Source organism: Paenibacillus contaminans (genome assembly GCF_003285015.1).
GTDB classification, from domain to species: domain Bacteria; phylum Bacillota; class Bacilli; order Paenibacillales; family NBRC-103111; genus Paenibacillus_V; species Paenibacillus_V contaminans.
This window is the reverse complement of record NZ_QMFB01000013.1, coordinates 224,068-247,967: the sequence shown is the minus strand read 5'-3', so window position 1 is coordinate 247,967 and position 23,900 is coordinate 224,068. Positions and strand designations below refer to the sequence as shown.

15 protein-coding genes are annotated in these 23,900 nt (G+C 53.9%); 14 read left to right on the top strand and 1 reads right to left on the bottom strand.

The window, feature by feature from the left end:
* Positions 1-35: 35 nt before the first annotated feature.
* The 7 genes from DQG23_RS22245 to DQG23_RS22215 all read left to right on the top strand — a co-directional run bounded on the left by DQG23_RS22245 (position 36) and on the right by DQG23_RS22215 (position 9,344).
* On the top strand, positions 36-1,691 hold the full coding sequence (locus DQG23_RS22245) for a hydantoinase B/oxoprolinase family protein (RefSeq protein ID WP_113033079.1): 1,656 nt from the start codon (positions 36-38) through the stop codon (positions 1,689-1,691).
* Complete coding sequence (locus DQG23_RS22240) at positions 1,669-3,774, top strand: hydantoinase/oxoprolinase family protein (protein WP_113033078.1); 2,106 nt, start codon at positions 1,669-1,671, stop codon at positions 3,772-3,774. The genes DQG23_RS22245 and DQG23_RS22240 overlap by 23 nt, the downstream gene beginning before the upstream one ends.
* Before the next feature lie 23 nt (positions 3,775-3,797).
* A complete protein-coding gene (locus tag DQG23_RS22235) occupies positions 3,798-4,853 on the top strand; it encodes a GntG family PLP-dependent aldolase (RefSeq protein ID WP_113033077.1) in 1,056 nt (351 codons plus the stop codon).
* 125 nt (positions 4,854-4,978) lie between these two features.
* A complete protein-coding gene (locus DQG23_RS22230) occupies positions 4,979-6,142 on the top strand; it encodes a Gfo/Idh/MocA family protein (protein ID WP_113033076.1) in 1,164 nt (387 codons plus the stop codon).
* Between the two features lie 21 nt (positions 6,143-6,163).
* Positions 6,164-7,189 carry a TIM barrel protein gene (locus DQG23_RS22225; RefSeq protein ID WP_113033075.1) on the top strand — a complete coding sequence of 342 codons (1,026 nt, stop codon included), beginning with the start codon at positions 6,164-6,166 and terminating at the stop codon, positions 7,187-7,189.
* A 267-nt stretch (positions 7,190-7,456) separates the two neighbouring features.
* A complete protein-coding gene (locus DQG23_RS22220) occupies positions 7,457-8,167 on the top strand; it encodes a class I SAM-dependent methyltransferase (protein ID WP_113033074.1) in 711 nt (236 codons plus the stop codon).
* Between the two features lie 634 nt (positions 8,168-8,801).
* Entirely contained in the window at positions 8,802-9,344 is a 543-nt protein-coding gene (locus DQG23_RS22215) for a GrpB family protein (protein WP_113033073.1), read from the top strand.
* 48 nt (positions 9,345-9,392) lie between these two features.
* On the opposite strand, the gene DQG23_RS22210 is transcribed toward DQG23_RS22215, so the two are convergent.
* Positions 9,393-9,755, bottom strand: a complete 363-nt coding sequence (locus tag DQG23_RS22210) for a DUF6463 family protein (protein WP_113033072.1) — start codon at positions 9,753-9,755, stop codon at positions 9,393-9,395.
* Positions 9,756-10,093: 338 nt separating this feature from the next.
* On the opposite strand from DQG23_RS22210, the gene DQG23_RS22205 reads away from it, so the two are divergent.
* The 7 genes from DQG23_RS22205 to DQG23_RS22175 all read left to right on the top strand — a co-directional run bounded on the left by DQG23_RS22205 (position 10,094) and on the right by DQG23_RS22175 (position 23,494).
* Positions 10,094-11,038, top strand: a complete 945-nt coding sequence (locus tag DQG23_RS22205) for a metallophosphoesterase family protein (protein WP_113033071.1) — start codon at positions 10,094-10,096, stop codon at positions 11,036-11,038.
* Positions 11,039-11,434: 396 nt separating this feature from the next.
* Positions 11,435-13,747 carry a helix-turn-helix domain-containing protein gene (locus DQG23_RS22200; RefSeq protein ID WP_113033070.1) on the top strand — a complete coding sequence of 771 codons (2,313 nt, stop codon included), beginning with the start codon at positions 11,435-11,437 and terminating at the stop codon, positions 13,745-13,747.
* Between the two features lie 218 nt (positions 13,748-13,965).
* Complete coding sequence (locus tag DQG23_RS22195; protein ID WP_113033069.1) at positions 13,966-15,582, top strand: extracellular solute-binding protein; 1,617 nt, start codon at positions 13,966-13,968, stop codon at positions 15,580-15,582.
* A 118-nt stretch (positions 15,583-15,700) separates the two neighbouring features.
* The gene (locus DQG23_RS22190; protein WP_238177977.1) at positions 15,701-16,600 is read left to right on the top strand and encodes an ABC transporter permease; all 900 of its coding nucleotides are present in this window, start codon (positions 15,701-15,703) and stop codon (positions 16,598-16,600) included.
* 12 nt (positions 16,601-16,612) lie between these two features.
* On the top strand, positions 16,613-17,473 hold the full coding sequence (locus DQG23_RS22185) for a carbohydrate ABC transporter permease (RefSeq protein ID WP_238177976.1): 861 nt from the start codon (positions 16,613-16,615) through the stop codon (positions 17,471-17,473).
* Positions 17,474-17,599: 126 nt separating this feature from the next.
* A complete protein-coding gene (locus tag DQG23_RS22180; protein WP_158560642.1) occupies positions 17,600-18,925 on the top strand; it encodes a neutral/alkaline non-lysosomal ceramidase N-terminal domain-containing protein in 1,326 nt (441 codons plus the stop codon).
* Positions 18,926-19,033: 108 nt separating this feature from the next.
* Positions 19,034-23,494 carry an FIMAH domain-containing protein gene (locus DQG23_RS22175; protein ID WP_113033067.1) on the top strand — a complete coding sequence of 1,487 codons (4,461 nt, stop codon included), beginning with the start codon at positions 19,034-19,036 and terminating at the stop codon, positions 23,492-23,494.
* Positions 23,495-23,900 lie beyond the last annotated feature (406 nt).

The window sequence follows — 23,900 nt, the reverse complement described above, 5'->3', positions numbered from 1 at the left end:
GGTCATAAACCATACATGCTGGGGGGCAAGTCACAATGCCGAAAATTGAAGCAAACCGAATCGATCCGATCACGCTGGAAATTTTATGGACCCGCCTGATCGCCATCGCCGACGAGACGGCAACGATTTTAAAGCGAACATCCTTCTCGCCGACGGTGCGGGAATCGAACGACTATTCCTGCGTACTGTTCGATGAGAACGGCGACACGGTGGCCGAGAATACGATCGGCATTCCTTCCTTTAACGGCGTCATGTCGCGCGCACTGAAAAGCATCCTGCACATTTATCCGAAGCAAGCCTGGCGGCCGGGCGACGTCGTCATCACGAACGATCCGTGGATTGCATCCGGCCACCTGCTTGACATCACCTGTGTCATTCCGATTTTTTACCGGGATAAGCTTGTCGGCTTCTCCGGCAGTATCGCCCATATGGCGGATATGGGCGGCAGCGGTTGGGCTTCCGACGGCAGAGAGGTGTATGAGGAAGGCATTAACATTCCGCCGCTGTTCCTCTACAAGGAAGGCCGGCCGAACGAGGACCTGATCCGGATTTTGCGCGGCAACGTACGCGTTCCGGACGAGGTGCTGGGCGACATTCATGCGCAGATCGCGGCGGGGCGGGCGGGATCGGCGCTTTTGATCGAGCTGCTGGAGGAGAACGGCATCGCGGACATTTCCCCGATATCCCGTGAAATACAGGATAAAGCGGAGCGCGCGATGCGCAAAGCCGTCACGGCCATTCCGGACGGGGAGTACAGCCATGAAATGCACACGGACGGCTACGACGGCGAGCCGATCCTGTTGAAGGTAAAAGTTACGGTATCCGGGGATACGATGGTGATCGATTTCACGGGATCGTCGCCGCAAATCGGCCACGCGATCAACGTCCCTTACAACTATACGCACGCTTATACATGTTTCCCGGTCAAATGCGCCATCGATCCGCTGACTCCGCGCAATGAGGGCTCTTACCGCCCGTTTACGGTAGTCGCGCCCGAAGGTTGCGTGCTGAATCCGCTCTTTCCCGCACCGGTGAACGGCAGACATCTGGTGGGCCACTTCCTCTCCTGCGTCGTTTACGGCGCGCTGGCCAAAGCGATTCCGGATGCGATCATCGCCGATTCGGGAAGCGCGCCGCAGCAGTATACGATTTTCAACGGCAGCTGGCAGGGCAGGCCGTACTCGGCCGTGTTGACGATTTGCGGCGGCATGGGCGCAAGGCCGACGGACGACGGACTTAGCTGCACGAGCTTTCCTTCCAACGTCAGCGTCGGTTCGATGGAAATCACAGAAGCGGTTTCTCCCCTCGTCATATGGCGGAAGGAGCTGCTGCAGGATTCCGGCGGGGCAGGCAAGTTCCGTGGCGGGCTAGGCCAGGTGATCGAGCTTGAAATTCGCGGCGACAGTCCGGTTCAGATGTCGCTGATGTTCGACCGCGTTAACCACCCGGCAGCGGGAACGGCAGGCGGCGAGTCGGGGGGCGCTGCTCATGCGGCCGTAAACGGGGAGCTGGCTGGGTCCCTAAAAGGCCGAAACCAGGTGCGGCCGGGCGATAAAATCCGCCTGCAGTATTCCGGCGGCGGCGGCTTCGGAAATCCGCTGGAACGCCATAAGCAGCTTATCGAGAAAGATTTGCTGAACGAATTTGTTTCGAAGGAGGCTGCAGCCCATGTCTATCGGTACGAAGGATAAGGCGCGGAAATGGATGGTAGGCTCGGATGTCGGGGGGACGTTTACCGATCTGACAATGCTTGACAAAGAGAGCGGAACAGTTCTGACCGGCAAAATTTTGACGACGCCGGACGATCCGAGCCGCGCGATTTTTAACGGGTTGGACCAGATGGCGAAGCAGTACGGGCTCGAGCTGAAGGATGTGGAGACGTTTATTCACGGCACGACGCTGATCGCCAACACGATGATCGAGCGCAAAGGCGTGCCGACCGGTCTGATTACGACGGAAGGGTATCGTGACGTCATCGAGATCGGCAATGAAATGCGGTTCGACATTTTCGACCTGTTTCTCAAAAAGATGGAGCCGCTCGTTCCCCGATATTTGCGGCGGGAGGTCAGGGAGCGGCTGGACAGCGAAGGCGGCGTGCTTGTTCCTTTTCATGAAGAGGATGTTCGTCAAGCGGCTGCGCTTTTTAAGGAACAAGGTATCACTTCCGTCGCCATCGCTTTCCTGAACAGCTATCGTAACCCAACGCACGAGAAGCTGGCGGAGCAAATTTTGCTGGAGGAAATGCCCGGCGTTTCCGTCAGCCTTTCCTCGGACGTCGCACCTGAAATACGCGAGCTGGAACGCTTCTCTACGACGATCGCCAACGCTTACGTAAAACCGCTGCTTCGCACGTATATCGCCAAGCAGGAGCAAAGCCTGGCCGCATACGGCACGGACGCTTCGGTGAACGTCGTCATGTCCAACGGCGGCTTGACCGATGCGGAATCCGCCGCTGCTTATCCGATTCGTCTGATCGAATCGGGGCCGGCCGCGGGCGTCATTGCAGCGGCTTTTCACGGCAGAATGGCCGGCGAAAGCGACATCATCGCGTTCGATATGGGCGGCACCACGGCCAAGATGTGTCTTGTCCGGGACGGCAGCCCGAACCGGGTGTACGAGTTCGAAGCCGCCAGACTGCAGCGGTTCAAGAAGGGAAGCGGCGTGCAGCTGCGCATACCGGTTATGGAAATGATCGAAATCGGCGCAGGCGGCGGAAGCATCGCGCACCTGGACAATATGAACATGCTGAAGATCGGGCCGGAAAGCGCAGGCTCCGTCCCGGGACCGGCTTGCTATAAGCTCGGCGGGGAGAACCCGGTAGTTACGGATGCGGATTTGCTGCTTGGTTATTTGGACCCCGATTACTTCTTGGGCGGCGATATGAAGCTGAGCGTCGAGCTCGCCGAAAAGGCGATCGCACAGAAAGTGGCCTCTCCGCTCAGCATCGATGTGATCGAAGCTGCAGCGGGCATTCATGAGATCGTAAACCACAACATGGTGTCTGCGGCGCGCATTCACATCGCGGAAAAAGGAACCGACCCGCGCAAATTCAGCCTGGTGGCGACAGGCGGCGCCGGTCCGGTGCACGCATACGGAATTGCCCGTTTGCTCGGACTGAGCCGAATCGTTTGCCCGCCCGCAACAGGCGTCGCTTCCGCTGCGGGAATGCTTGTCGCGCCGCCGATGGTGGAGCTCGGACGCAGCTATGTAAGCAGCCTCGGGAGCCTGGATTGGTCTTATCTGCGCAGCCTGTTCGCCGATATGAGGCGGAAGGCGGCGGAAGGACTGCTCAGAGTGGGCGTCAAGGAAGAAGAGATAGAAACGCTCTGTACGGCGGAGATGCGTTATGCCGGACAAGGCTACGAGATCGCCGTTTCATTTCCGGAAGCGATGCTGGCGGATGAGGATGCGAACGTTCTGGAGGCGGCCTTCCTGAAGGAATACGAAGCGGCTTTCGGTCATTGTCCGCAAGGGGTATCGCTTGAAATCATCAATTTGCGGCTGCGCGCTTTTGCGCCCGAGCAAGTTTCCAGGCTTCGTTTCAATCGTTACGATCCGGATGGCACTAAGGCGTTGAAGGGGCATAGGCGGGTTTATTTTCACGAGCTAAAAGCGTTTGCGGAAACGGCTGTGTACGACCGCTACCGTCTCGTACCCGGCACGTCCGTACCTGGACCGGCCGTTATCGAGGAACGGGAATCGACCGTTGTGGCCGGACCGAACACGACGATTCAGGTTGACGACCACCTGAATTTGATCATAAACCTTCACTAACGATCGATCGGAGGGACGGCTCCATGAGTAACGACGGCCGCTATATCGATCTCGGAACGGATGCGAGAACGGCGCCGACAAGCAGGATGTGGGAAGCGATGCAAGCTGTGGCGCTGAACGCGGTTCCCTTCAAAGGCCATGAAGCGGTTGAGACGCTGACGTTGAGGGCATGCGAGCTTACGGGTATGCAGTCGGCGCTGCTGCTGCCCTCCTGCACGATGGCGAATCTGGTCGCCATCATGGCGCATGCGGATCGCGGGGATCAGGTCATTTTGGAGGAAAGCTCCCATATTGCATGGTCGGAAGGCTGGGGGATGGCGTCCATTGCGGGTATTTATCCGAAGCTGTTGAAAGGGAGCCGCGGCGCGATCGATTTGTCGGATATCCGCGCCGCCATCGGGCGCTCCGTCTTTTCGCATCGGCCGCATACGAAGCTGCTCTGCTTGGAAAACACCCATAATGCAAGCGGCGGTGCAGTTCTGCCTTTGGCTTATACGGAAGAAGTTTGCGCGGCGATGAAGGAGCGAGGCATTTCCGTACATTTGGACGGAGCTCGCGTTTTTAACGCGGCGGTTGCGCTGCATTCGCCGGTTCGTCCGTTGACGGAAACGTTCGATTCGGTCGCGCTTAATTTGAACAAGGGAATAAGCGCCCTCGAAGGCGCTTTATTATGCGGCTCTTCGGCGTTTATCCGGAAAGCGTCGCGCCTTGCCCGGACGCTCGGCGGAGACAGCCAGCATAAGGCGGACATCATCGCCGCGGCAGGATTGATCGGGCTGAACGAAATGGCGGACGTGATCGCCGAGGATCATCGCCGGGCCCGACTGTTTGCTTCCGCAGCGCAGCGTATCGCAGGCGTCGCTATTGAGCTTGAGTCCGTCCGGACGAATATCGTCATGGCCGACGTGTCCGGCACGGGGCTTGCGGCGGATGAAGTGCTGCGCCGCCTGCTGCATCGGGGCGTCGCCGCCTATTTGTATAACGAACACACGCTGCGTTTTGTATTCCACCGGCAAATCAGCGACGATGACGCCAAAACGGCGGCCCGCCGGCTGGAGGAAGCGATCGGCCATTCATGACCGCACGAGGTTTTACAGCCAACATGTTACCGGGCAACGTGGCGCCGGGAGTCGCGCGTGGTGCGGAAAAGGTCGCCCTTTCTCTCGAAAGAGGACCGATACTTTGGGGATGAGGTGAACGAACGATGGCCAAGCAACAGGTACGCATCGGCATGATCGGCTACAAGTTTATGGGGAAAGCTCATAGTCACGCTTATCGCGACTTGCCTTTTTACTTCAATACGCAGGTCGAGCCGGTTATGCAAGCGATTGTGGGGCGGGATGAAGCGGGCGTCAAGGCGGCTGCGGATCGAATGGGATGGCATTCCTATGAAACGGATTGGCGTCGGCTGATTGAAAGGGACGACATCGATCTCATCGATATCGGCGTTACCAATCATCTGCATGCGGAAATCGCGATTGCCGCAGCCGAGGCTGGCAAACACGTGATATGCGAGAAACCGCTTGCCATGAATGTCGAGGAAGCGGGCCGAATGCTGGAGGCGGTGAACAAAGCCGGCGTTGTGCACATGGTTTGTCATAATTATCGTTTCGTGCCGGCCATCCGGTTTGCCAAGCAGCTAATCGACAGCGGAAAGCTCGGGAAAATCTATCATTTTCGGTCGCGATATTTGCAGGACTGGATCATGGACCCGCAGTTTCCGCTCGTATGGAGGCTTCGCAAAGAGGTGTGCGGCTCCGGCACGCATGGCGATCTTATGGCGCATTCCATCGATCTGGCGCGTTATTTGGTCGGCGAAATGAGCGAAGTCGTCGGCATGATGGACACGTTTATCAAGCGGCGTCCTTTGGGAGAAATGAGCGGAGGCTTACATGCCGAGGTTAGCGGCGAGCAAATCGGCGAGGTAGACGTAGACGATGCCGTGGCGTTTATGTCCCGGTTTAAGAACGGAGCCTTCGGCGTGTTCGAAGCGACCCGATTCGGCAAGGGGAACCGCAACGGCAACTCGTTCGAAATCAACGGCTCCAAAGGCTCGGTCCGCTGGAATATGGAGAACATGAACCAGCTGCAATTGTATGTCGAGGATGACGAGAAGGGCGAGCAAGGCTTCCGCAATATTAGCTGCACGGAGGACATTCATCCTTATGCGGGCGCTTATTGGCCGGCCGGACATATTATCGGTTACGAACACACGTTTATCAATATCGTCCATGAGCTGATGAACGGCATTGCGGAGAACAAAAGCCCGTCGCCGAATTTTACGGACGGGTACCGCAATCAAGTCATTTTGGACGCAGTCGAAAACTCGGCGAAAAGCAAAAGCTGGATCACACTGCCTAAATTTTAAAAAAGGAAAGAGGAGATCGCGATGTATCGTTTTTCATTCGGGCCTTGGAACATTCACGAAGGGGCGGACCCGTTCGGACCGACGGTTAGAATGTCGTATACCTTCCAGCAAAAGCTGGCCGCGTACCGGGAACTGGGATTTGAAGGCATTCAATTTCACGATGACGATGTCGTGGCGGATATCGAGGGCAAATCGCATTCGCAAGTGTTGAAGGAAGCCGGAGAAGTGCGGCAAAGGCTGGATGAGCTTGGCCTTGTCACGGAAATTCTCGCTCCGCGTTTATGGGAGAGCCCTCGAACGATCGACGGAGCGTTTACTTCCAACGATCCGCAGGAGCGGCTATACGCCATCGAACGTTCCAAGCAGGCGATCGATATCGCCCAAGTGATGGGAACCGACAATATTGTGCTGTGGCTGGCGCGGGAAGGGACGTATATTCGCGAAGCCAAAAACCCGGTCGCCTCCGTCCACTATATCGTAGAAGCGATCAATCAACTGCTTGAGTATAACCCTAACATACGTATTCTGATCGAACCGAAGCCGAACGAACCGATGGATCAAAGCTATATTCCGACAATCGGACACACCCTGGCGCTAGCTTCGCTGACCCGCGATCCGGATCGGGTGGGCGGGCTGATCGAAACGGCCCATTGCATTCTTGCCGGCCTCGATCCTTCGGATGAGATGGGATATGCGCTGGCGTTTAACAAGCTGTGGAGCGTCCATCTTAACGACCAGAACGGATTGAAATACGATCAGGACAAATCGTTCGCATCGGATAATTTGCGCCGCGCCTTTAACCAGGTTCGCGTGCTGGAAGAGAACGGCTACGGGAAGAACGGGGAATTCGTCGGCTTGGACGTGAAAGTGATGCGGACGCAGCCACAAGAGCTCTCGTTCAAACATTTGGAGAACAGCAAAAAAATGTTTCTTCGTTTGGTTGAGAAAGTGCGGACGTACGACAAAGAAGCGGAGCGCCAATATATTGCCGCCCGGGACTACGAGGGTCTCGACTGGCATGTGCTCCAGCATTTAATGGGCAAATAACGAGGCGTTCTTCCACACCGCACGCGACTCTCGGCGTGCGGTATTCGTCGGCTGTCAAACCTCGTGCTGCCGCCGGTTCAGCCGGAGCAGCATCGCCGTTTTTTGGCTGCTGAAGTCGGATGGTTCGCTTTTTCAGCATGATATTTGCAAAAGTCATCTCGATAATAGAACGATTCGCTCGAATTTACATATTATACATACCGTTCGCTTTGGAATTACTATATAAAAAGGGATACAAAATATTCCATCGCGGAGGCGGGATGTCCGATGATCAATTACGACCTATTTGCTGAGCAGTACGTTGCAACGGTGAAGCATGGCGGACCGAGAAAAGCGCATCGTTACCTCATCGAGCAGTTGAATCTTGAAATGAACGTGGCGGGGAAAACAATCTGCGATCTTGGATGCGGACAAGGAGAGCTTGCTTATCAATTGAGCAGTTTGGGGGCGGTCGTCACCGGGATAGACGCCAGTCAAAAGCTGTTATCATACGCCCGGGGCCTTACCGGTCAGGTAAATTGGGTGTGCGAAGACGCGATGACGTTATCGTCCGTTCCAGATGAGTCTTTCGATGCCGTAGTTTCCAGTTTAATGCTGATGGACGTTCCCGATCACCTGGCGGTTTTTAAACAAACCATGCGCATACTGAGACCCGGGGGAGTTTTCGTCTGGATGGTCATGCATCCTTGCTTTCATTCTCCTTTTTGCGGATTGCAGGATGACGGTTCCCGAATCGTATCCCAATATGCGCCTCAATTTTGGAAATCGGAAGGCCAGGGCACGCTTCGTTCCGTATTAGGCTCGTATCATCGGCCCATTTCCCAGTATGTAAATGATTTCATGAAGGCCGGGTTTATTCTCGACCGGTTTTTCGAGCCTCACTATGAGATAAAGCCTTCATCCGCCGCGCAGCGGATCCCGGATATGCCTAATCATTTTGGAGCATTGGGACGGAAGAGGGAGACACCGCTAATATAAAGACATAAGAGCCCTGCCGGCAGCCGGCGGCGGCTCTTTTTTTATGGAAATATTATGTTCAGCAAACGTAAGACGCCAAGTGTTATAATTGTGAAATAATGTAATAAAATGCGGAGTAGGCATCCCCGATGAATGTATGTGAAAAATCATATATATTTGCTCTGTCTCCGGGGTTTCGGTCGAATGGATATGAAAAATCGTATACAAATAGCTCTATTCGCGGATTTTTGACAAATGTGTATGAAAAATCGTATACATTACTTTTTTTTGGCGTTAGTACGGCAGCGCGATCTAAACGTTGTCCGATCTTCCGACCTGAGCTCTAATGAGCGCCGCTTGCGCATTCGAAGGCAAACGCTGATTTCAACATTGAGCCAGTTTGAAAAGTCCTATTCTCGGCGCTTCAGGAGTTATGATTCAGTTAGCGCGTATGTTGATTTTGTGATATTCCAGTTTGTATGAAGGCCGGGAGTGGGGGCTGTTAAGGAATGTTCAAAATAAGGCGATTAATTTTGGGGATATTGCTTGGGATCATCGTGCTCGTATTTATATCTTTTTGGTTTCTGGGAGAACTGCTCCCGGCCCCTCCGGAATGATTTTGACATTAAGCAAATAATATTAGCGGAGGACTGTCATGGAACAAGTAGCGATTGAGGATTACAATCCGGACTGGGCTTTGGAATACCGGAAAGAAGCGATCCGTATACAGGGGATTTTTGGCGGCGACCTTCTTGGCATCGAGCATATCGGGAGCACGGCCGTCGAGGGTTTAGGGGCAAAACCGGTCATCGACTTTATGGCAGGTGTCGCGGATTTAAAGCAGGCCGAGCAATATATTGAAGCGTTGAGCGAAATCGGATACGAGCATGTGGTTCATGAGCATTTTCCGAACAGAAGGTTTTTTCGAAAAGGGCTGCGGAGAGCGGGAACCCACCATTTGCACGTTTACAGATTCGGCGGTACGGAGTGGAATAGGCAGCTTTTGTTCAGAAACTATTTGCGAAGCCATCCGGAAGCGCTGCGCGGCTACGACCGGTTAAAGAGAGAACTTGCGGAAAAGCATCGCCACGACAGAACCGCCTATACGAATGCCAAGCACGATTTTATTACCGGGATCATCGAAAAGGCTGAAATCGAATCGAATGCTCGTAACAGCGAACGGGATGTGGAACGGTAGCAAGCTTTTCAAATGAATACGATCCGCTACCTCGGCAACGAATGACGCTTACTTTCGGATGATAATGATTGCCTGCGGAATGACGAGCCAGAAGCCGGATACCGGCATGAAAAATACGCCAATCAGGCTGAGCGCCAGCAAGTAGACGCCGACGAATTTCGGTACGACCGTTCCTTTGACCCGAATAAGCCAGTTCATCAAGCGGGCGAGCATAAACATAAGAACGCCGGCCATCAAAAACCAGAAAGCGGCCGCTCTGCCGGCGTGCAGCTGAGGTTTAACCGCATTGATAAACCCATCACTTGCGATATCGGCGATTTGTTCCCGGTAAATGATAATTCCGACAATCGTGTGTAAAAATGCGGTCCAAGCAAGCATAACGCCGCTATAACTTTTCAAATTCAGCTTCATCTTAGCCGTTTCCCCTTAGCCATCGACCTTTTATCGCTTGCCTCGCCTCAAAGTCGATACTATCCGTATTGTAATCATCCGTCAACGGAAATCCGAACGTTTGCTGAAAAGCTGAATACAGAAGGAAACAAGGTGCCGTTTGGCCGTCTTCGCTATCTCGAGTACCTTAATAATGGTCGTTAACCGCCTCTAGATGCAAAAGAGGCATTCAAATCTTGATGTTGTTTTTGTGTTGTTTTACATTGTTTCATGTTGATTGTTCGCGTTTTTTTCGATAGAATAAGAGTCAGAAGACAAGACGATATCGATAGCTGCATAGAGTGGGAGAGGATTTCGGGATGGCGAAAAAGCTGCATTTTCGGGAAGACGGGACGTTTAAGATCGTCCAATTTACGGATGTTCATTGGGGAGAGAGCGGCGACGAGAAGGACGGCCTCAGCAGACGGTTGATGGAGCTTGTGTTGGATGCCGAAAAGCCGGATCTGGTCGTGTTTACAGGCGATACGATCGTCGGCGTCCGCTGTCCGGACGGCATGGCCGCATACCGCCAAGCGGTTGCCGCCGTTGAGGAGCGCGGACTCGTATGGGCTGCCGTATTCGGCAACCATGACGACGAGGGCGGCACCGCCCCCGTTCCCAAGCGCAGTCTGATGGAAGTGCAGGAGCAAAGCGAGTTCGGCATCGGCGAGGCGGGCCCGGACGAAGTGTACGGCGTAGGCAACTATGTCGTGGAAGTAGCGTCCAAAGAGGACGGCCTGACGAAGGCGGCTTTATATTTTCTCGATTCGGGCGCGTACGCTCCGGAAATCGGCGGCTACGATTGGATAAAAACGTCGCAAATCGAGTGGTACAGCAAGTTGTCCGCAGCGTACAAGGCGCAAAACGGCGGAACGCCGCTGCCGTCGCTGGCCTTTTTCCATATCCCGATTCCTGAGTATCAAGAGGTTTGGGAGAAATCGGTCTGCTACGGCTCGAAGTGGGAGCGGGTTTGCTGCTCCAAAGTGAACTCGGGGCTATTCGCCGCCATGCTCGAGAACGGCGATATAACCGGCACGTTCGTCGGCCATGACCACATCAACGATTTCTGCGGCGAGCATTACGGCATCCGTCTTTGCTACGGCAGAGCGAGCGGATACAGCACGTACGGACGGGAAGGGTTTCCGCGGGGAGCGCGGGTTATTAAGCTGAAGGCGGGCGAGCGCGGCTTCGAATCTTGGCTGCGGCTCGACGACGGCTCGGTCGTGGAAGCGCAAGACGAGCATATGCCTGAAACGAGTGAATAGGTAAACGAGAGGGACGCGGGGAAACCTGGCGTCTTTTTTCTTAAAATATAAGACTTTATATGTTTCACATGATAATTCCTTATATTTCTACGGTAAACGTATGGCGACAAAGACGCCGACAGGCGTTTATCCTTGTATTACCGCCGGTTTTTCTTTTATTTCGCAAACTGCTCATCTTTTGCTTCCGCCGCAAATTTGATCATTGTATTGTAGGACAACTCCAACTATAGTTGAGTTTACGCGGGTTTCCGCCGTTTCTATAGGACTGGGCGCGCGTTCTGCACATGACAGTTATTGGTTGACAGCCGGTAGCTGTTATTGGCATTTCATTCGGAACATATAACCGCTTTTCGATAAAGTAAAGGCATCCACGCCATTTCAACTGGGGGTATACGCATGAAACGGAAAAACGGATGGTTAGCAAACGTATCGTTCAAAAGAAAACTGGCGCTTTACTCCATCGCAATCAGCGCGGTTCCCGTGCTGCTGGTCGGCCTGCTCTCCTCGTCGATCGCGTCGCGCAGCATTCAGGAGGAAGTCGACCTCAATCACCAGGCGCTGCTCAAGCAGGTCGAATACCGGCTGAACCATCTGATGGAGAACCTAGGCATTCACGCCGTCTCCATCGCCACGAACGTGACTGTCGAGCGATCCGTCGAATCGGGGCCGCCGGACCGCAATGATGTGAGCCAGACGATGGATATGGCGGAGACGCTGCGCAAGCAGGTGAACTACTCGCCCATTCGCTATGATGTTACGGTCATTTATAGAAAGTTTGATCACGTATACTCCGTTATCCATCAATCCATTCCTTATTCGCGATCCGTTTACGAAACGATTATGCAAAATACGCAAACGAACCGCAACGCGCCATTCGTCGTGACGCCGAATACGTACAACAATAAGGAGCTTATGCTGTTTCGCCCGATCCCGCTTCATTCCTACTATACGGAAGGGATCGCGGTGCTGAGCGTATCCATCGAGGAGTTGTCCAAAGTGCTGGGCGACAGCGAGGAGAAGGGGCAGTACCGGGGACGTATGGCGGTCGTGGACAAGGACGGCAGGGTGATGATCAGCAGCAACGACAAGGATATTGGAGCGAAGTTGGCTTCGACTACCGATTTGTATCAATTTTGGAAAAACCCGCAAGGGTTCGACCGTCCGATCAAGATTGACGGGGTTGCGTATCAACTGTCATCGCTCAAGTTGAAAACGTACGATTGGACGATCATCGCAATGACGCCGACGGCTGAAATGACGCAACGATCGGCCGCGATCAAAAAAGTAACGTGGGAGATTATCGGGGCGATCGTCGCCTTCTGGATCATTGTCGCGCTGACCGGCTCGAAAAGGCTGTATATTCCGATCGAACGCATGCTCAAGCGGGTGCCCGAGGAATATGCCGGCAGTATGGAAGGCAGCGACGGGCTGAAAATGCTGGAATCGGTATTGAACGAAACGATTCGCGACAACCGTCATTTGCGCAGCCAGTTTAACGCCCATCTGCCGTCCTTGAAGGAAAACCTGTCGCGTCATCTGCTATGGGGGGACATGACGGATGCGGAAATACGCAACAAGCGCGATCAGCTCGGGCTGCCGCTGCACGGCTCCGCGTTCCGGGTTTGTCTCGTCACGGCGGACGATTACGCATTGCTTACGGAAAATTACCAGGGGAAGGACCAATCCCTGATCCAATACGCGCTGCGCAAAATGGCCGAGGAAATAGGCGAAGCGGTCTTCCCTTGTTTGGTCTTAACTACGCAGCCGGGCCAGGTGGCGCTTATTATCGGCGAATCCGGCGGAAGCGAAGCGGAGGAGGAGACGGAGCGCAAGCTGGGAGATATCGCCGCGGACATCCGGCTTGGCGCAGAGCAATATTTTAAATTTACCGTAAGCGTGGCGATCAGCCGTTCCTATAAGAACTACCACGGCATCAAGCAGGCGTATCGGGAGGCGACGGAGCTGTCCGCTTACCGTATCCTGATGGGACCGAATGTGACGATAACCGAGCAGGAAACCGAGCCGGCGATCGCTCAATCGGGCCGCGAAATCGTCAGCCTTCAGAAGAGTATATTAACGAATCTGACCGGGGGCAGCCTTAACGAAGCGAACGGGTTGTTGTCCAAGCTGGCCGGACGAATCGGCGAATCCGTCGCCAATCCGGAAACAATGTTCGGCATTTTCGATTATTTGCTCGTCGAGCTGGATTCGCTTTTGCATGAGTATGGCTGCGAGCTGAGGGACATTTTTGCGGAGGATTTGCATAAAAAGCTCCACAGCTTAAGCACGCTTTCCGCTGTGCAGGAATGGCTGGCCGGTTCCGTATTTCCTTCCGTCGTCGCGTTTATGGATACTGCGCAGGTATCGCGTCAGGACAAAGCCGTGCAGCATGTTTTGATGCATGTGCATGACGGATGGGACGCCGATCTGCAGGAGATCGCCCGGCAGTACGACATATCAGTCTCGCATTTGAGCCGGTTATTTAAAGAGAAAACCGGGGAGTATTTTTCCGACTACTTGATCCGGGAGCGCATGATGAAGGCGCAGGAGTGGCTGCTCCGCACGAACATGCCGGTTAAAGAAATCGCCGAGCGGCTACATTACTCGACTGTACAAAATTTCAATCGGACGTTCAAGCAATATACAGGCTTGCCGCCTGGGGAGTATAGGAAGCGGACAGGAGAGGCTGAGCAAGGAGAGGACAAGTAGATCCGCGCCCGGATTTATCGCACCGTGCAGCTCCTGATGCGCGGTGTTTTGCTTGGTTTTCGTATAGGCAGGAGTGCAGAGATGCTTGTTTTGCGGGAAATGTTCATTTTTTGCCTGCGGTAAATACGTGAAAATTGCGCTGTATGCGCGGTTGAAGCTACGATTGCTCTGCCGGCGAAACAGGCGGCAGCAAACTACGATCGAAAGGGAGAAGAAGCATGACGAAACAGAGAAACAAAAAGCTTGCCGCAGGGCTCGCTCTAATGAGCGCTTTGCTGGTCGTATTGCCAGCATGTTCCAAAGATTCCGGGGGGGCTGCGGGAACAAGCGCCGCGCCGAAGGATAGTGCGAAGCCGCAGGAGAGCCAGAAGCCGAAAGAGCCGGTCAAGCTGCAAATTTTGACCACGCATGCCAACTCCGTATACGGGAAAGAAGCAAAGGTAGCCGACGATCCGTATCTTAAAGAAATGTCCAGGCTATCCGGCTATGACCTGAAATACGAGCTGCTGACGCACGGACAAGATTATGATCAGCAATTAACCGTGCGCTTCGCCTCCAACAACTTGCCGGATTTGATGCGCGTAGGCGCCATTGAAGCTTCCACGCATCCGGGGGCAGTGGATCAGGGCATTTTTCAGGAACTCGGACCGCTGATCGATAAATATGGACCGAATATCAAGAAGAAAATTCCGCAGGAAGCCTGGAACAGTCCTAATGTCAGTAAGAACGGCAAAATATACGGCATTCCGACGTTGGCTGCCTTGTCGGCTCCCAGAGCGCTTTTCATCCGGCAGGACTGGCTGGATAAATTGAAAATGCCGCAGCCGAAGACGATCGACGAGTATCTTGCTTATTTCGAAGCCGTCAAGCAGAACGATATGAACGGCAACGGCGATCCTAACGACGAGTATGGCTTCTATGTACGCGAAAATTTGATCTATTCCGACCTGTTTTTTACCGAGTTCGGCGTTTCGCCTGCTGCATGGCATGTTCAGAACGGTCAAATGATCCCTGACATCATTCGTCCGGAGATGAAGGATGCAATCAAGTTCTGGAAAATGCTGTACGACAAAGGCTACATCAATCCGAACCTGTTTACGAATAAAACGGCCGACTGGAACGCCGGCATTACCCAGGGAAAAGCCGGTTTGTGGATGCACGAGGTGATGAACCTGAATTCCAGCTGGAGTCTCGATAAATTCGTCAATCAACCAGGTGTCAAATTAAGCATGGTCGAACCGCCGATCGGACCGAAAGGAAAAGGCAGCCTGAACTTTCCGACTAGCGGACTCTCTTACACTTGGGTGATTCCTTCTTCCTCCAAGCATGCGGAAGACGCGATCAAATTTTTGAACTGGGTATGGTCCGATGAAGCAAACAAGTTTTTTGCCTATGGGATTGAGGGGAACAACTATACAGTCGAGAACGGAGCGGTCAAATGGGACCCGAAAGCGCCTGCGAACGCGGATAAGAATGCGTCGGATTTCTACCAGCTCGTCGTCAACCCGCGCGGCGACGGCCGGATGGTTCCGGATGCATTGAAGTTTGCCCCGAACGGCGAGGCGCTGCTCCGCGGCATCGAGATCGGGAAAAATTCGATCTTTCCCGCCGACAACAAGGATATGAAGGTGCTCAAAGCTTACGAAACGCATCCGGAGATTGTGCCGGGTACCGGCGCAGGGACGTTGTTCCTCGATATGTTCGCCAAAGTCATCACCGGCAAAGAAGAGCTCGATCCCGCATTCGACAAGTTCGTCAGCGAGTGGAAGCGCCGCGGCGGCGACGAAGCAATTAAGGAAGCGACGGCATGGTACAACGAGCAAAATAAAAAATAGAGCATCGTTCACCGGATAGAGTAATCGGAGCGGATGACCAGACCCTGCCGGAGAACCGGCATCTGCCCATCTGGCAGGGGGCCGGCTGAACGCATCCGCTGCGAAGGAGAGAAACGCTATGTTAACCAGAATGATGAAGAAGGACCGTTGGGCGCTTCTCGTCTTGATGCTTCCCGGTATCCTGCACTTTCTTGTGTTTCGCTACGCGCCGTTGACCGGCAATGTGATCGCCTTTCAGGACTACAACATGTTCAAGGGCATCCTGCATAGCGATTGGGTAGGCTTCAAGCATTTTGTAACCATTTTTACGTATGACGAGTTTTTCAATGTATTGCGCAATACGCTTGCCCTCAGCTTCCTGTCCATCCTGTTCGGCTTTCCGGCTCCGCTGATGTTGGCCCTGCTCTTGAATGAGGTGTCGAAAATGTGGTTCAAACGGCCGATCCAGACGCTGCTGTATTTGCCGCATTTTTTATCTTGGGTAATCGTCGGGGGCATATTCATCAACCTGTTGTCGCTGGACGGTGTGATTAACGCTATACGGGGCTGGTTTGGCGCTGCGCCGGTCGATTTTCTGACGGAGACCGGATATTTCCGCGGCATCGTCGTCGCAATCGGAATTTGGAAGGAAGTCGGCTGGGGAACGATTATATACTTGGCGGCGCTGGCCGGCATCAATCCGAGCTTGTACGAAGCTGCTGTCGTAGATGGCGCGGGCCGCTGGAAGCAAATCTGGTATGTGACGTTGCCGTCGCTGCTGCCAACGATCATCGTCCTGTTGTTGCTGCGGGTCGGAACGGTACTGGACTCCAATACGGAGCAATTGTTGATTTTCCTTAATCCGCTGGTCCGGGATGTCGGGGAAGTGGTGGACACTTACGTATACCGCGTCGGCCTGCTTAAGGCGCAATTCAGCTACACAACGGCGATTGGTCTGTTTCAGTCGCTTGTCGGCCTGACGCTTGTCGTCGGCCTGAACACGATCAGCAAAAAAACAACCGGCGAAAGCATTTACTAGGAGGACGAGCGTGTGAACAGATCCAATCGCATCTTTCAGTGGGTGAACGGGACGTTCTTGGCGATCGCGGCGCTAACGATGGTAGCCCCGATTATTCATCTTGCGGCGGTGTCGTTAAGCTCTTCCGTTTACGCAAATGCGAAGCTGGTATATTTGTGGCCGAAAGGCTTTAATTTGGACGTGTACAAAACCATATTGGGCATGGAGTCTCTCTGGCGGTCGATGGGCGTCACCATTACGATAACGGTCGGGGGAACGCTGTTGTATCTTTTCTTCACTTCGACAATGGCGTACGGCTTATCCCGTCCGAATGCGCCAGCGAGAGGTTTGATCATGAAATTCGTGTTGATCACGTTTATTTTCACGTCCCCGCTGATTCCCGGATATTTAGTCATCCGCTCGCTGGGGTTGGAAAATACGTTGTGGGTGCTTATGCTTCCAGGGGCGATCAATGCATTTGGCGTCATTATTATGCGTACCTTCTTTCAAGGCTTGTCGTCCGAATTGTTCGACGCCGGTAAGATGGACGGCTGTGGCGAGTTCCGTCTTTATGCGCGCATCGCGATGCCGCTTTCGATGGCAGTAAACGCGACGCTGGCGCTGTTTCAGGCGGTAACGTTATGGAATTCTTATTTTAGCGCGCTCATCTTCATTCGGAGCAAGGACTTGTATCCGCTGCAAATCTTGCTGCGCAGTCTGATCATCGAGGATGACAGCGTGCTGAACAAGCCGTCCGGAGATTTGCTCGCGGCGACGCCGGAAATGATGAAGGCTGGCATTATTTTATTTGCAACGCTGCCGATTTTGCTCGTGTACCCTTTCCTGCAAAAATATTTTGTCAAAGGGGCGCTGCTGGGATCGGTGAAGGAGTAAGGCAAATGAAATGAGGCGGGGCGGTTGATCGGCTATTTTGAATAAGCATGTCGATTGGTGATGTCATCAAATTCTTATTATTTTACGGAGGCGTTTGTGATGAGGTTTTGCCTGAAGAGTGAGCGAATGACACCGGAAAGACCCGTTTTCATGCATGGATTCGGCGGCAGAACCCAAAAAAGCGAAGGCGTTCACGACGAACTCTACGTAAAGGCAGCCATGTTGGAAGCGAACAAAACGCTTCTTATCCTGACGATCGACGCGCTCGGTTCGGACCGCAGCTTCGTCGTCGGCATCAAGGACGCACTTCAGGAGAAGTTTGGGCTGGGGCACGACGAAGTGCTGATCAATTTTTCGCATACGCATCATTCGGTATTTTTGACCGGACTTGATGCCGGATTGCGCCGCGGTGCATACAGCATGGCTCAGGAGGGGTGGACCGATAGCGAAACGCAGCTTGATTACAGCGAGGATGAAGCTTTCTTTCGCTTCATGCGGGATACGATCTTGCAGATGACGGCATACTGCCGCGATCATTTGGAAGAAGGCGAGCTTGCGATCGGGCGGGGGAAATCCGATTTTGCGGTCAGCAGACGCAAGCCTGACGGGGACGGGGTAATATGGGCGCCTTACTACGAAGGCGAAATCGATAAGGAATTGCTAGTCGTGACGCTTACGGACCGCTCGGGCATGGTGAAAGGCATTTTGTACAATTACGGCTGCCATACGACAGCGATGGGACCGGATAATATGCTGTTGTCCAACGACTTCGCCGGTCAAACCTCGTGTGTGCTGGAAGAGTCGTATCCGGGTGCAACCGCGCTATTCCTTCAAGGCTGCGGGGGCGAATTGAAGCCGCTTAGAAGTGCTGCCGGAAGCCGCTTCAAAAGCTTGTCCATCGCGGAAATGATCGATTCGGGTACGGAGCTTGCGAACGATGTCAAAGCTATTCTGAAGCAAGGGGAGCTTACTCCTGTACGCTGCAACTTTAAAACGGCGCTGGCGGATCCTCTTCTATATACGGAGCAAACGGAGGCCGCTTTCTATGAGCCGATGACGAATCACCCCGATTATAATGCGTTCTATTGGAATTCTGCAAAACGGACGATGAGGGCGATCGAGGACGGAACGATCAAAGACCGTCTGCCTCATTGCATTTGCATTTGGCATCTTGACGACGATACGCGGCTGGTCGCCATGGAAGGGGAAGTTTCAACCGAGTACTCGCTTCTCATCAAAAAGCTGTTCGGCAGCTCGCGCACGACCCTGACGCTGGGCTATACGAACGGCGTATACAGCTACGTGCCGACGCGTAAAATGATTCGCGAAGGCGGATACGAGGCGGAATGCAACTTCTTCTTTCATTTGCGGGGACCGTTCGTACCGGAAATCGAAGATATTATCGTCGGACAAATCGTTCTTACGGACATGAAGTTATCGAATACCATGTAGGGAATGATCCCGCACTTTGCGGCAAGAGGATGTTTCATGGCAGCAGATTCGCTCTGCCGCTTCGATGCATCCCCTGGCTGCTAATCCGTTAAGGAGGTTACCTTGAAGATGAACAGTAAGTTGAAGAGAATGACGAATGTTGCTTTAAGCTTTGTTTTGTTGCTGATCGCTTTCACCGGTTCGGTTACGGTCGGTTCGAAGAAAGCCGAGGCGTCATTTTGGACCGACCCTTACGCGCATCTAGCGAATGGCAAGCTCCAATTGAAGGGCCCGGCCAACGCACATGATTTGCTGCTGCACGCGCTAAACTGGCAAAATACGCCCGGCACGGTTGTCGCCGAAGCGGACATTGAGCCCGTAACCAATCCGGGCGGTACGTGGGCGCCATCGTTGGCGTTGTATTGGGACACGGCCAAATACGTGTCGATCGGCGTATCCGTCGGCGGCGAATATACGTTAATGCCGGGAGGTCGAGTCGGAACCGCACCGCTCGGTAAAACGTATCGGGTCCGTATCGTATGGGAGAACGGCAACGTGCAGTTGTGGGGAAGCGAGAAGGGAACACCTCCTGTGCTGCTGCATACCGCTTCGGCTCCGGCTTCGGGACCGCCGCCGTATTTGATCGTAGGCAAAGGCTACGGAAGCACGTCCGCACCTTATACGAATGCTTTCCTTGCAAACGACTTTACCAGTCTGGGGACAAATGGCAGCGTTTACATGGACAACGTAGCGGTCTATGCGGACGGCGCGTCAAAGCTTGACGAAACATTTGCAAATGGTATCGATTTCAGTCGTTGGCGGATTGTGACGTCGCCGGCAAATGGAGCAACGCCGTGGAACGATCCTTATGCGCATGTATGGGACGGCAAGCTCCAGTTTAAAGGCCCGGTCAACGCGCATGACCTGCTGTATCAACCGTTTAACTGGCAAAGCGCGCCCGGCACGGTCGTCGCCGAAGCGGACATCGAGCCCGTAACCAATCCGGGCAGCACGTGGGCGCCATCGTTGACGTTGTATTGGGACACTGCCAGATTCGTATCGATCGGCATATCCGGCAGCGGCGACTTCACTTTAGTGCCGGGAGGGCGAGTTGGAACCGCGCCGCTCGGTAAAACGTATCGGGTCCGTATCGTATGGGAGAACGGCAACGTGCAGTTGTGGGGAAGCGAGAAGGGAACACCTCCTGTGCTGCTGCATACCGCTTCGGCTCCGGCTTCGGGACCGCCGCAGTATTTGATCGTAGGCAAAGGTTATGGCAGCACATATGTACCTTATACGAATGCTTTTCTTGCAAACGATTTTACCAATGTAGGAACAAACGGAAACGTTTACATGGACAACGTAGCGGTCTATGCGGACGGCGCGTTGCGGATTGACGACTCGTTCACGAACGGTGTGGATTTCAGCCGTTGGCAACTGCTCAAGTCGGGTCTCTTCCAGGCTGTAACAATTGAAAACTTGTTCCCCAATTGGGTGACTCCGGCGGAGCGGGGAGCCGCCTCGCCGCCTAAGGTACTCTACAAACAGGAGCTTTGGGACGATTACTATACGAACGTGCAGTCGTCGGCGGAGCTTCAGGCTTTGGCGGATGCACAGATCGCCGCGCTGGTCAGCGACGTGGCGCTCGCTATGAGCTACAACGATGCGCAAATCGCCAATATGATTCCGGTAACGACGCCGAACGCGGACTTGTTCACTCCGTGTCCGAGCGATCCGAATACGGGTTTCCCGCATGGCAGTTGGAGATGGGACCCGCAAGATCCGGATGTTATCTACTGCAAGGACAAGGCGTATCCGAATGCGGAGTATCCCGAGGAAGGCGTCTTGATCGCGAACTGGGGCGGTCTGGAGCAGCGGATTACGTTCTACAACAGAGAGACATACGTTTTTAACGGCTTCAAGCTGAACCCGAGCTTTACGTCCTACATTCGCGCCAAAAAAGTGACGTATATGTCCGAGATCGTCCGCAAAATCGCGATGCTGTACAAGCTGACCGGCGACACTTCTTATGCCCAGCAAGGCAAAAAAATATTGCTGCGCTTCGCCGAAGTGTATCCGCACTGGCTGCTTCATTCCGGATACGGAGAATTTGCCGATATGGATCCGAAGGAAGCTGCGTTCCGGATCAACAAGCTGCCTAACCCGGAGCTGACGTGGCCGGGCAATGTCCCCGATAAGGTGCTTCATGCCGGCTATTGGGCGGCAGGGCGCGGCAACGCCAACGGTATTGAGGGCTATTTCATCCTGCCTCTCGTCGTTGCCTATGATCTGCTGGGTGATGTTCAGGCAGGGGGACAGGCGTTGCTGACGAGCGCCGAACGGCTTGCGATCGAGCGGGATTTGCTGCTGGAGTCGGCTTCGCTTCTCATGGCCGATCGGTCCATGAACAATAAGACGATACACAATCTTACGGCGGCGGCCGCGATCGGCATAGCGGTAGGGGAGCCGACGCTCGTACAGTTAGGGGTGCAGGCGTTCAACCAGTTTTTGTCCGAGTGGTTCAAGGCTGACGGTTCGACGATTGAGACGCCTGCTTACGGCATGCAAGTGTTCACTCCTTTATTTTGGCTCGGAGAAATCCTCAACGGTTATTCCGATCCGGTCGGTTACGTGCTTCCGGGAGGAGCGCGGACGGACAATTTCCCGGTTTATGAACGTTCCGCCTACCGAATGGTGTTTAAGGCGATGGGTGAAGCGTTGCTGCCTTCGATGAATTATCCGTCCGTGGGTGATTCTTATACAACTAGCAGACCGTATGGGTACTGGTTTGGGAGCGGTGCCAAACAGACGGGCATCCCTTTGCTGTCGAGCTTGTTCCGCTATGGAGGCTTTGTTCCGATCGGAGCGTATAGCTTAATGTACCGTCCCGATGATCTGGAGCAGACCGAACCGCTGCTGCTGCCGGACGTTCTTTTCCCGCAGTGGAAGCTGGCGTATTTGCGGGGAGGAACGACTAACAGCGATAGCGCAGCGATCCTTAACGCAAGCGACTGGGGGACCCATCACCATTTGGACAGTCTGGATTTGAGCTATTGGGCGAACGGCGGCGAATCGTTATCCGATCTCGGCTATTTATGGGACAATCCGCAGCAAGCGATGACGGTTCGCTCGGCCGCTCATAATCTGGTTGTTGTGAATCAAAAAGACCAGAAGATGCTAGGGAGAGGCGGCAGCATCGGCTTTTATGAAATGCCGGGATCGATCCATGCGACCGAAGCAAGCTCCAGCGCATACGCGGAGACGGATGTCTATTCGCGTACGCTGCTGCAACTGCAGAAGACAGATAATAAGCCGGAATATCTCGTTGACTTGTTCCGCGTCCGCGGAGGAAACACGCATGATTATATCCTTCACGGTTCGACGGATAGCTTGACGACGAGCGGTATTCAGCTTGGGCAAGGCGGCGATTCCGCCGTCACGGCATACGGGTTGACGAATGTGCAGACCGCCGGAACGGATCAGGTATGGACTGCCGGCTGGGAGAATGCCGGCGGCGCCGGTCAGACGCAAGTATGGCAGGTTCCTATGACGGTGTCGGAATCGGTATATATCGGCGAAGGCTGGGGACAAAGGGGAGTCAACGATGCAGGGGCTCAGTTGCCTTATTTGGTCAGAAGGCTGAATAACTCGACGGGCGGCAGCACGTTCGCTTCCGTAATCGAATCGTACTCGGGCGCTCCGGGCATCCAGCATGTCGAGCCGTTGACCGTATCCGGCAACGTATACCGCCCGGCTGTGGATGCGCCTGTCGGCCTGCAAATCGGCGGGAACGGATGGCATGATTATGTGTTCAGCTCGCAAGGATCTTCGGCTGTCCCTGCCGATTTTGCCGCTGCAGCCGGTTCCGATCCGATTGCGTTCGGCGGCCGTTACGGGGTCCTGTCCTATAAGGATGACAATGGAAGCAGCGAGCTGCAATACGCATTCCTGGCCGGCGAAGGCAAGATCGAGCAAGACGGTCTGGGTATAAGCATTGAAGCTGGTCAGCAGAAGGAAGGATCCATCGTGCAAAGGCTTCAAGACGGCTTCGTCGCATCCGGTATTGTGGCGGATGCGGAAACATGGATAGGCAGCCATGTGCTCGTCAAGAAAGGAGCGGACTGGACCGCGTATCCGGTATTGGATGTGCAAACGGAAGCGGGGAACACGCGGTTTGTCACATATACGCCAAATGAAGGATTCCCGTTCGACGGCGGGGAGGCTTGGAAACTCATCCCTTATGCAGTAGCGAAGCGGAACGCGAGCGGAGCATGGGAAATTGCGGAATCCGCCGGTGTGGCTACGCTGATTAACAATGTCCCGATCACCGTGCAATCGATCATGGGTCATGTTGCCCAATTGGCTGCGTCCGGCGACGTTAACCAGACGTTTGCAGCCGAACTGTCCTACCGGCTGAATATCATCCGAATTTTAGAAGAACAAGGAGCGGGGCAGATCGCTGTTGCGTATATGCAGGATTTTTTGAATCATATCAATGCTCCGGCCGTTCAGGCGCAGCAACTTGTGTCCGCGCAAGCGACGGCGGTTCTGAACGGTGACGGCACGGCATTTATGCAAAGCCGAAGTTAGGCTGCATCATGCAGCAGCCATGCAACTAGACACTTTGCGGCAAGGGGGATGCCTTGCGGCAGCAGATTCGATCTGCCGCTTCGAGGCATCCCCTGGCTATTAATCCGTTCAGGCTGGATTCGCCAGCGATGTCTTGAAATTGACGGTCGCCTGGATACTCGTTGCAAACCTATCGAGCGCCAACATTCAAGTTTATTGCTGCAACTTGACGTATTAGAACGATTCTTAAATAACGCATCGCACAAAAGGACCGTTGGGTAAACTTCCCGGACGGTTTTTTTTATTATGTAAGCGCTCATCCAGCTTATGTTTACAATGCCGCTTTCTTCGAAAGCATTTATTTGCGATACCGCTTACATCAGTTAAAAATAGTCATGAAAGTATAAATACTTTCATGTTGCGGGTT

What these genes read in the sequence shown, in the direction of transcription:
- DQG23_RS22245 (WP_113033079.1), top strand. Translation starts at nt 36, where the DNA reads ATGCCGAAAATTGAAGCAAACCGAATCGATCCGATCACGCTGGAAATT.
- DQG23_RS22240 (WP_113033078.1), top strand. Translation starts at nt 1,669, where the DNA reads ATGTCTATCGGTACGAAGGATAAGGCGCGGAAATGGATGGTAGGCTCG.
- DQG23_RS22235 (WP_113033077.1), top strand. Translation starts at nt 3,798, where the DNA reads ATGAGTAACGACGGCCGCTATATCGATCTCGGAACGGATGCGAGAACG.
- DQG23_RS22230 (WP_113033076.1), top strand. Translation starts at nt 4,979, where the DNA reads ATGGCCAAGCAACAGGTACGCATCGGCATGATCGGCTACAAGTTTATG.
- DQG23_RS22225 (WP_113033075.1), top strand. Translation starts at nt 6,164, where the DNA reads ATGTATCGTTTTTCATTCGGGCCTTGGAACATTCACGAAGGGGCGGAC.
- DQG23_RS22220 (WP_113033074.1), top strand. Translation starts at nt 7,457, where the DNA reads ATGATCAATTACGACCTATTTGCTGAGCAGTACGTTGCAACGGTGAAG.
- DQG23_RS22215 (WP_113033073.1), top strand. Translation starts at nt 8,802, where the DNA reads ATGGAACAAGTAGCGATTGAGGATTACAATCCGGACTGGGCTTTGGAA.
- DQG23_RS22210 (WP_113033072.1), bottom strand. Translation starts at nt 9,755, where the DNA reads ATGAAGCTGAATTTGAAAAGTTATAGCGGCGTTATGCTTGCTTGGACC.
- DQG23_RS22205 (WP_113033071.1), top strand. Translation starts at nt 10,094, where the DNA reads ATGGCGAAAAAGCTGCATTTTCGGGAAGACGGGACGTTTAAGATCGTC.
- DQG23_RS22200 (WP_113033070.1), top strand. Translation starts at nt 11,435, where the DNA reads ATGAAACGGAAAAACGGATGGTTAGCAAACGTATCGTTCAAAAGAAAA.
- DQG23_RS22195 (WP_113033069.1), top strand. Translation starts at nt 13,966, where the DNA reads ATGACGAAACAGAGAAACAAAAAGCTTGCCGCAGGGCTCGCTCTAATG.
- DQG23_RS22190 (WP_238177977.1), top strand. Translation starts at nt 15,701, where the DNA reads ATGTTAACCAGAATGATGAAGAAGGACCGTTGGGCGCTTCTCGTCTTG.
- DQG23_RS22180 (WP_158560642.1), top strand. Translation starts at nt 17,600, where the DNA reads ATGACACCGGAAAGACCCGTTTTCATGCATGGATTCGGCGGCAGAACC.
- DQG23_RS22175 (WP_113033067.1), top strand. Translation starts at nt 19,034, where the DNA reads ATGAACAGTAAGTTGAAGAGAATGACGAATGTTGCTTTAAGCTTTGTT.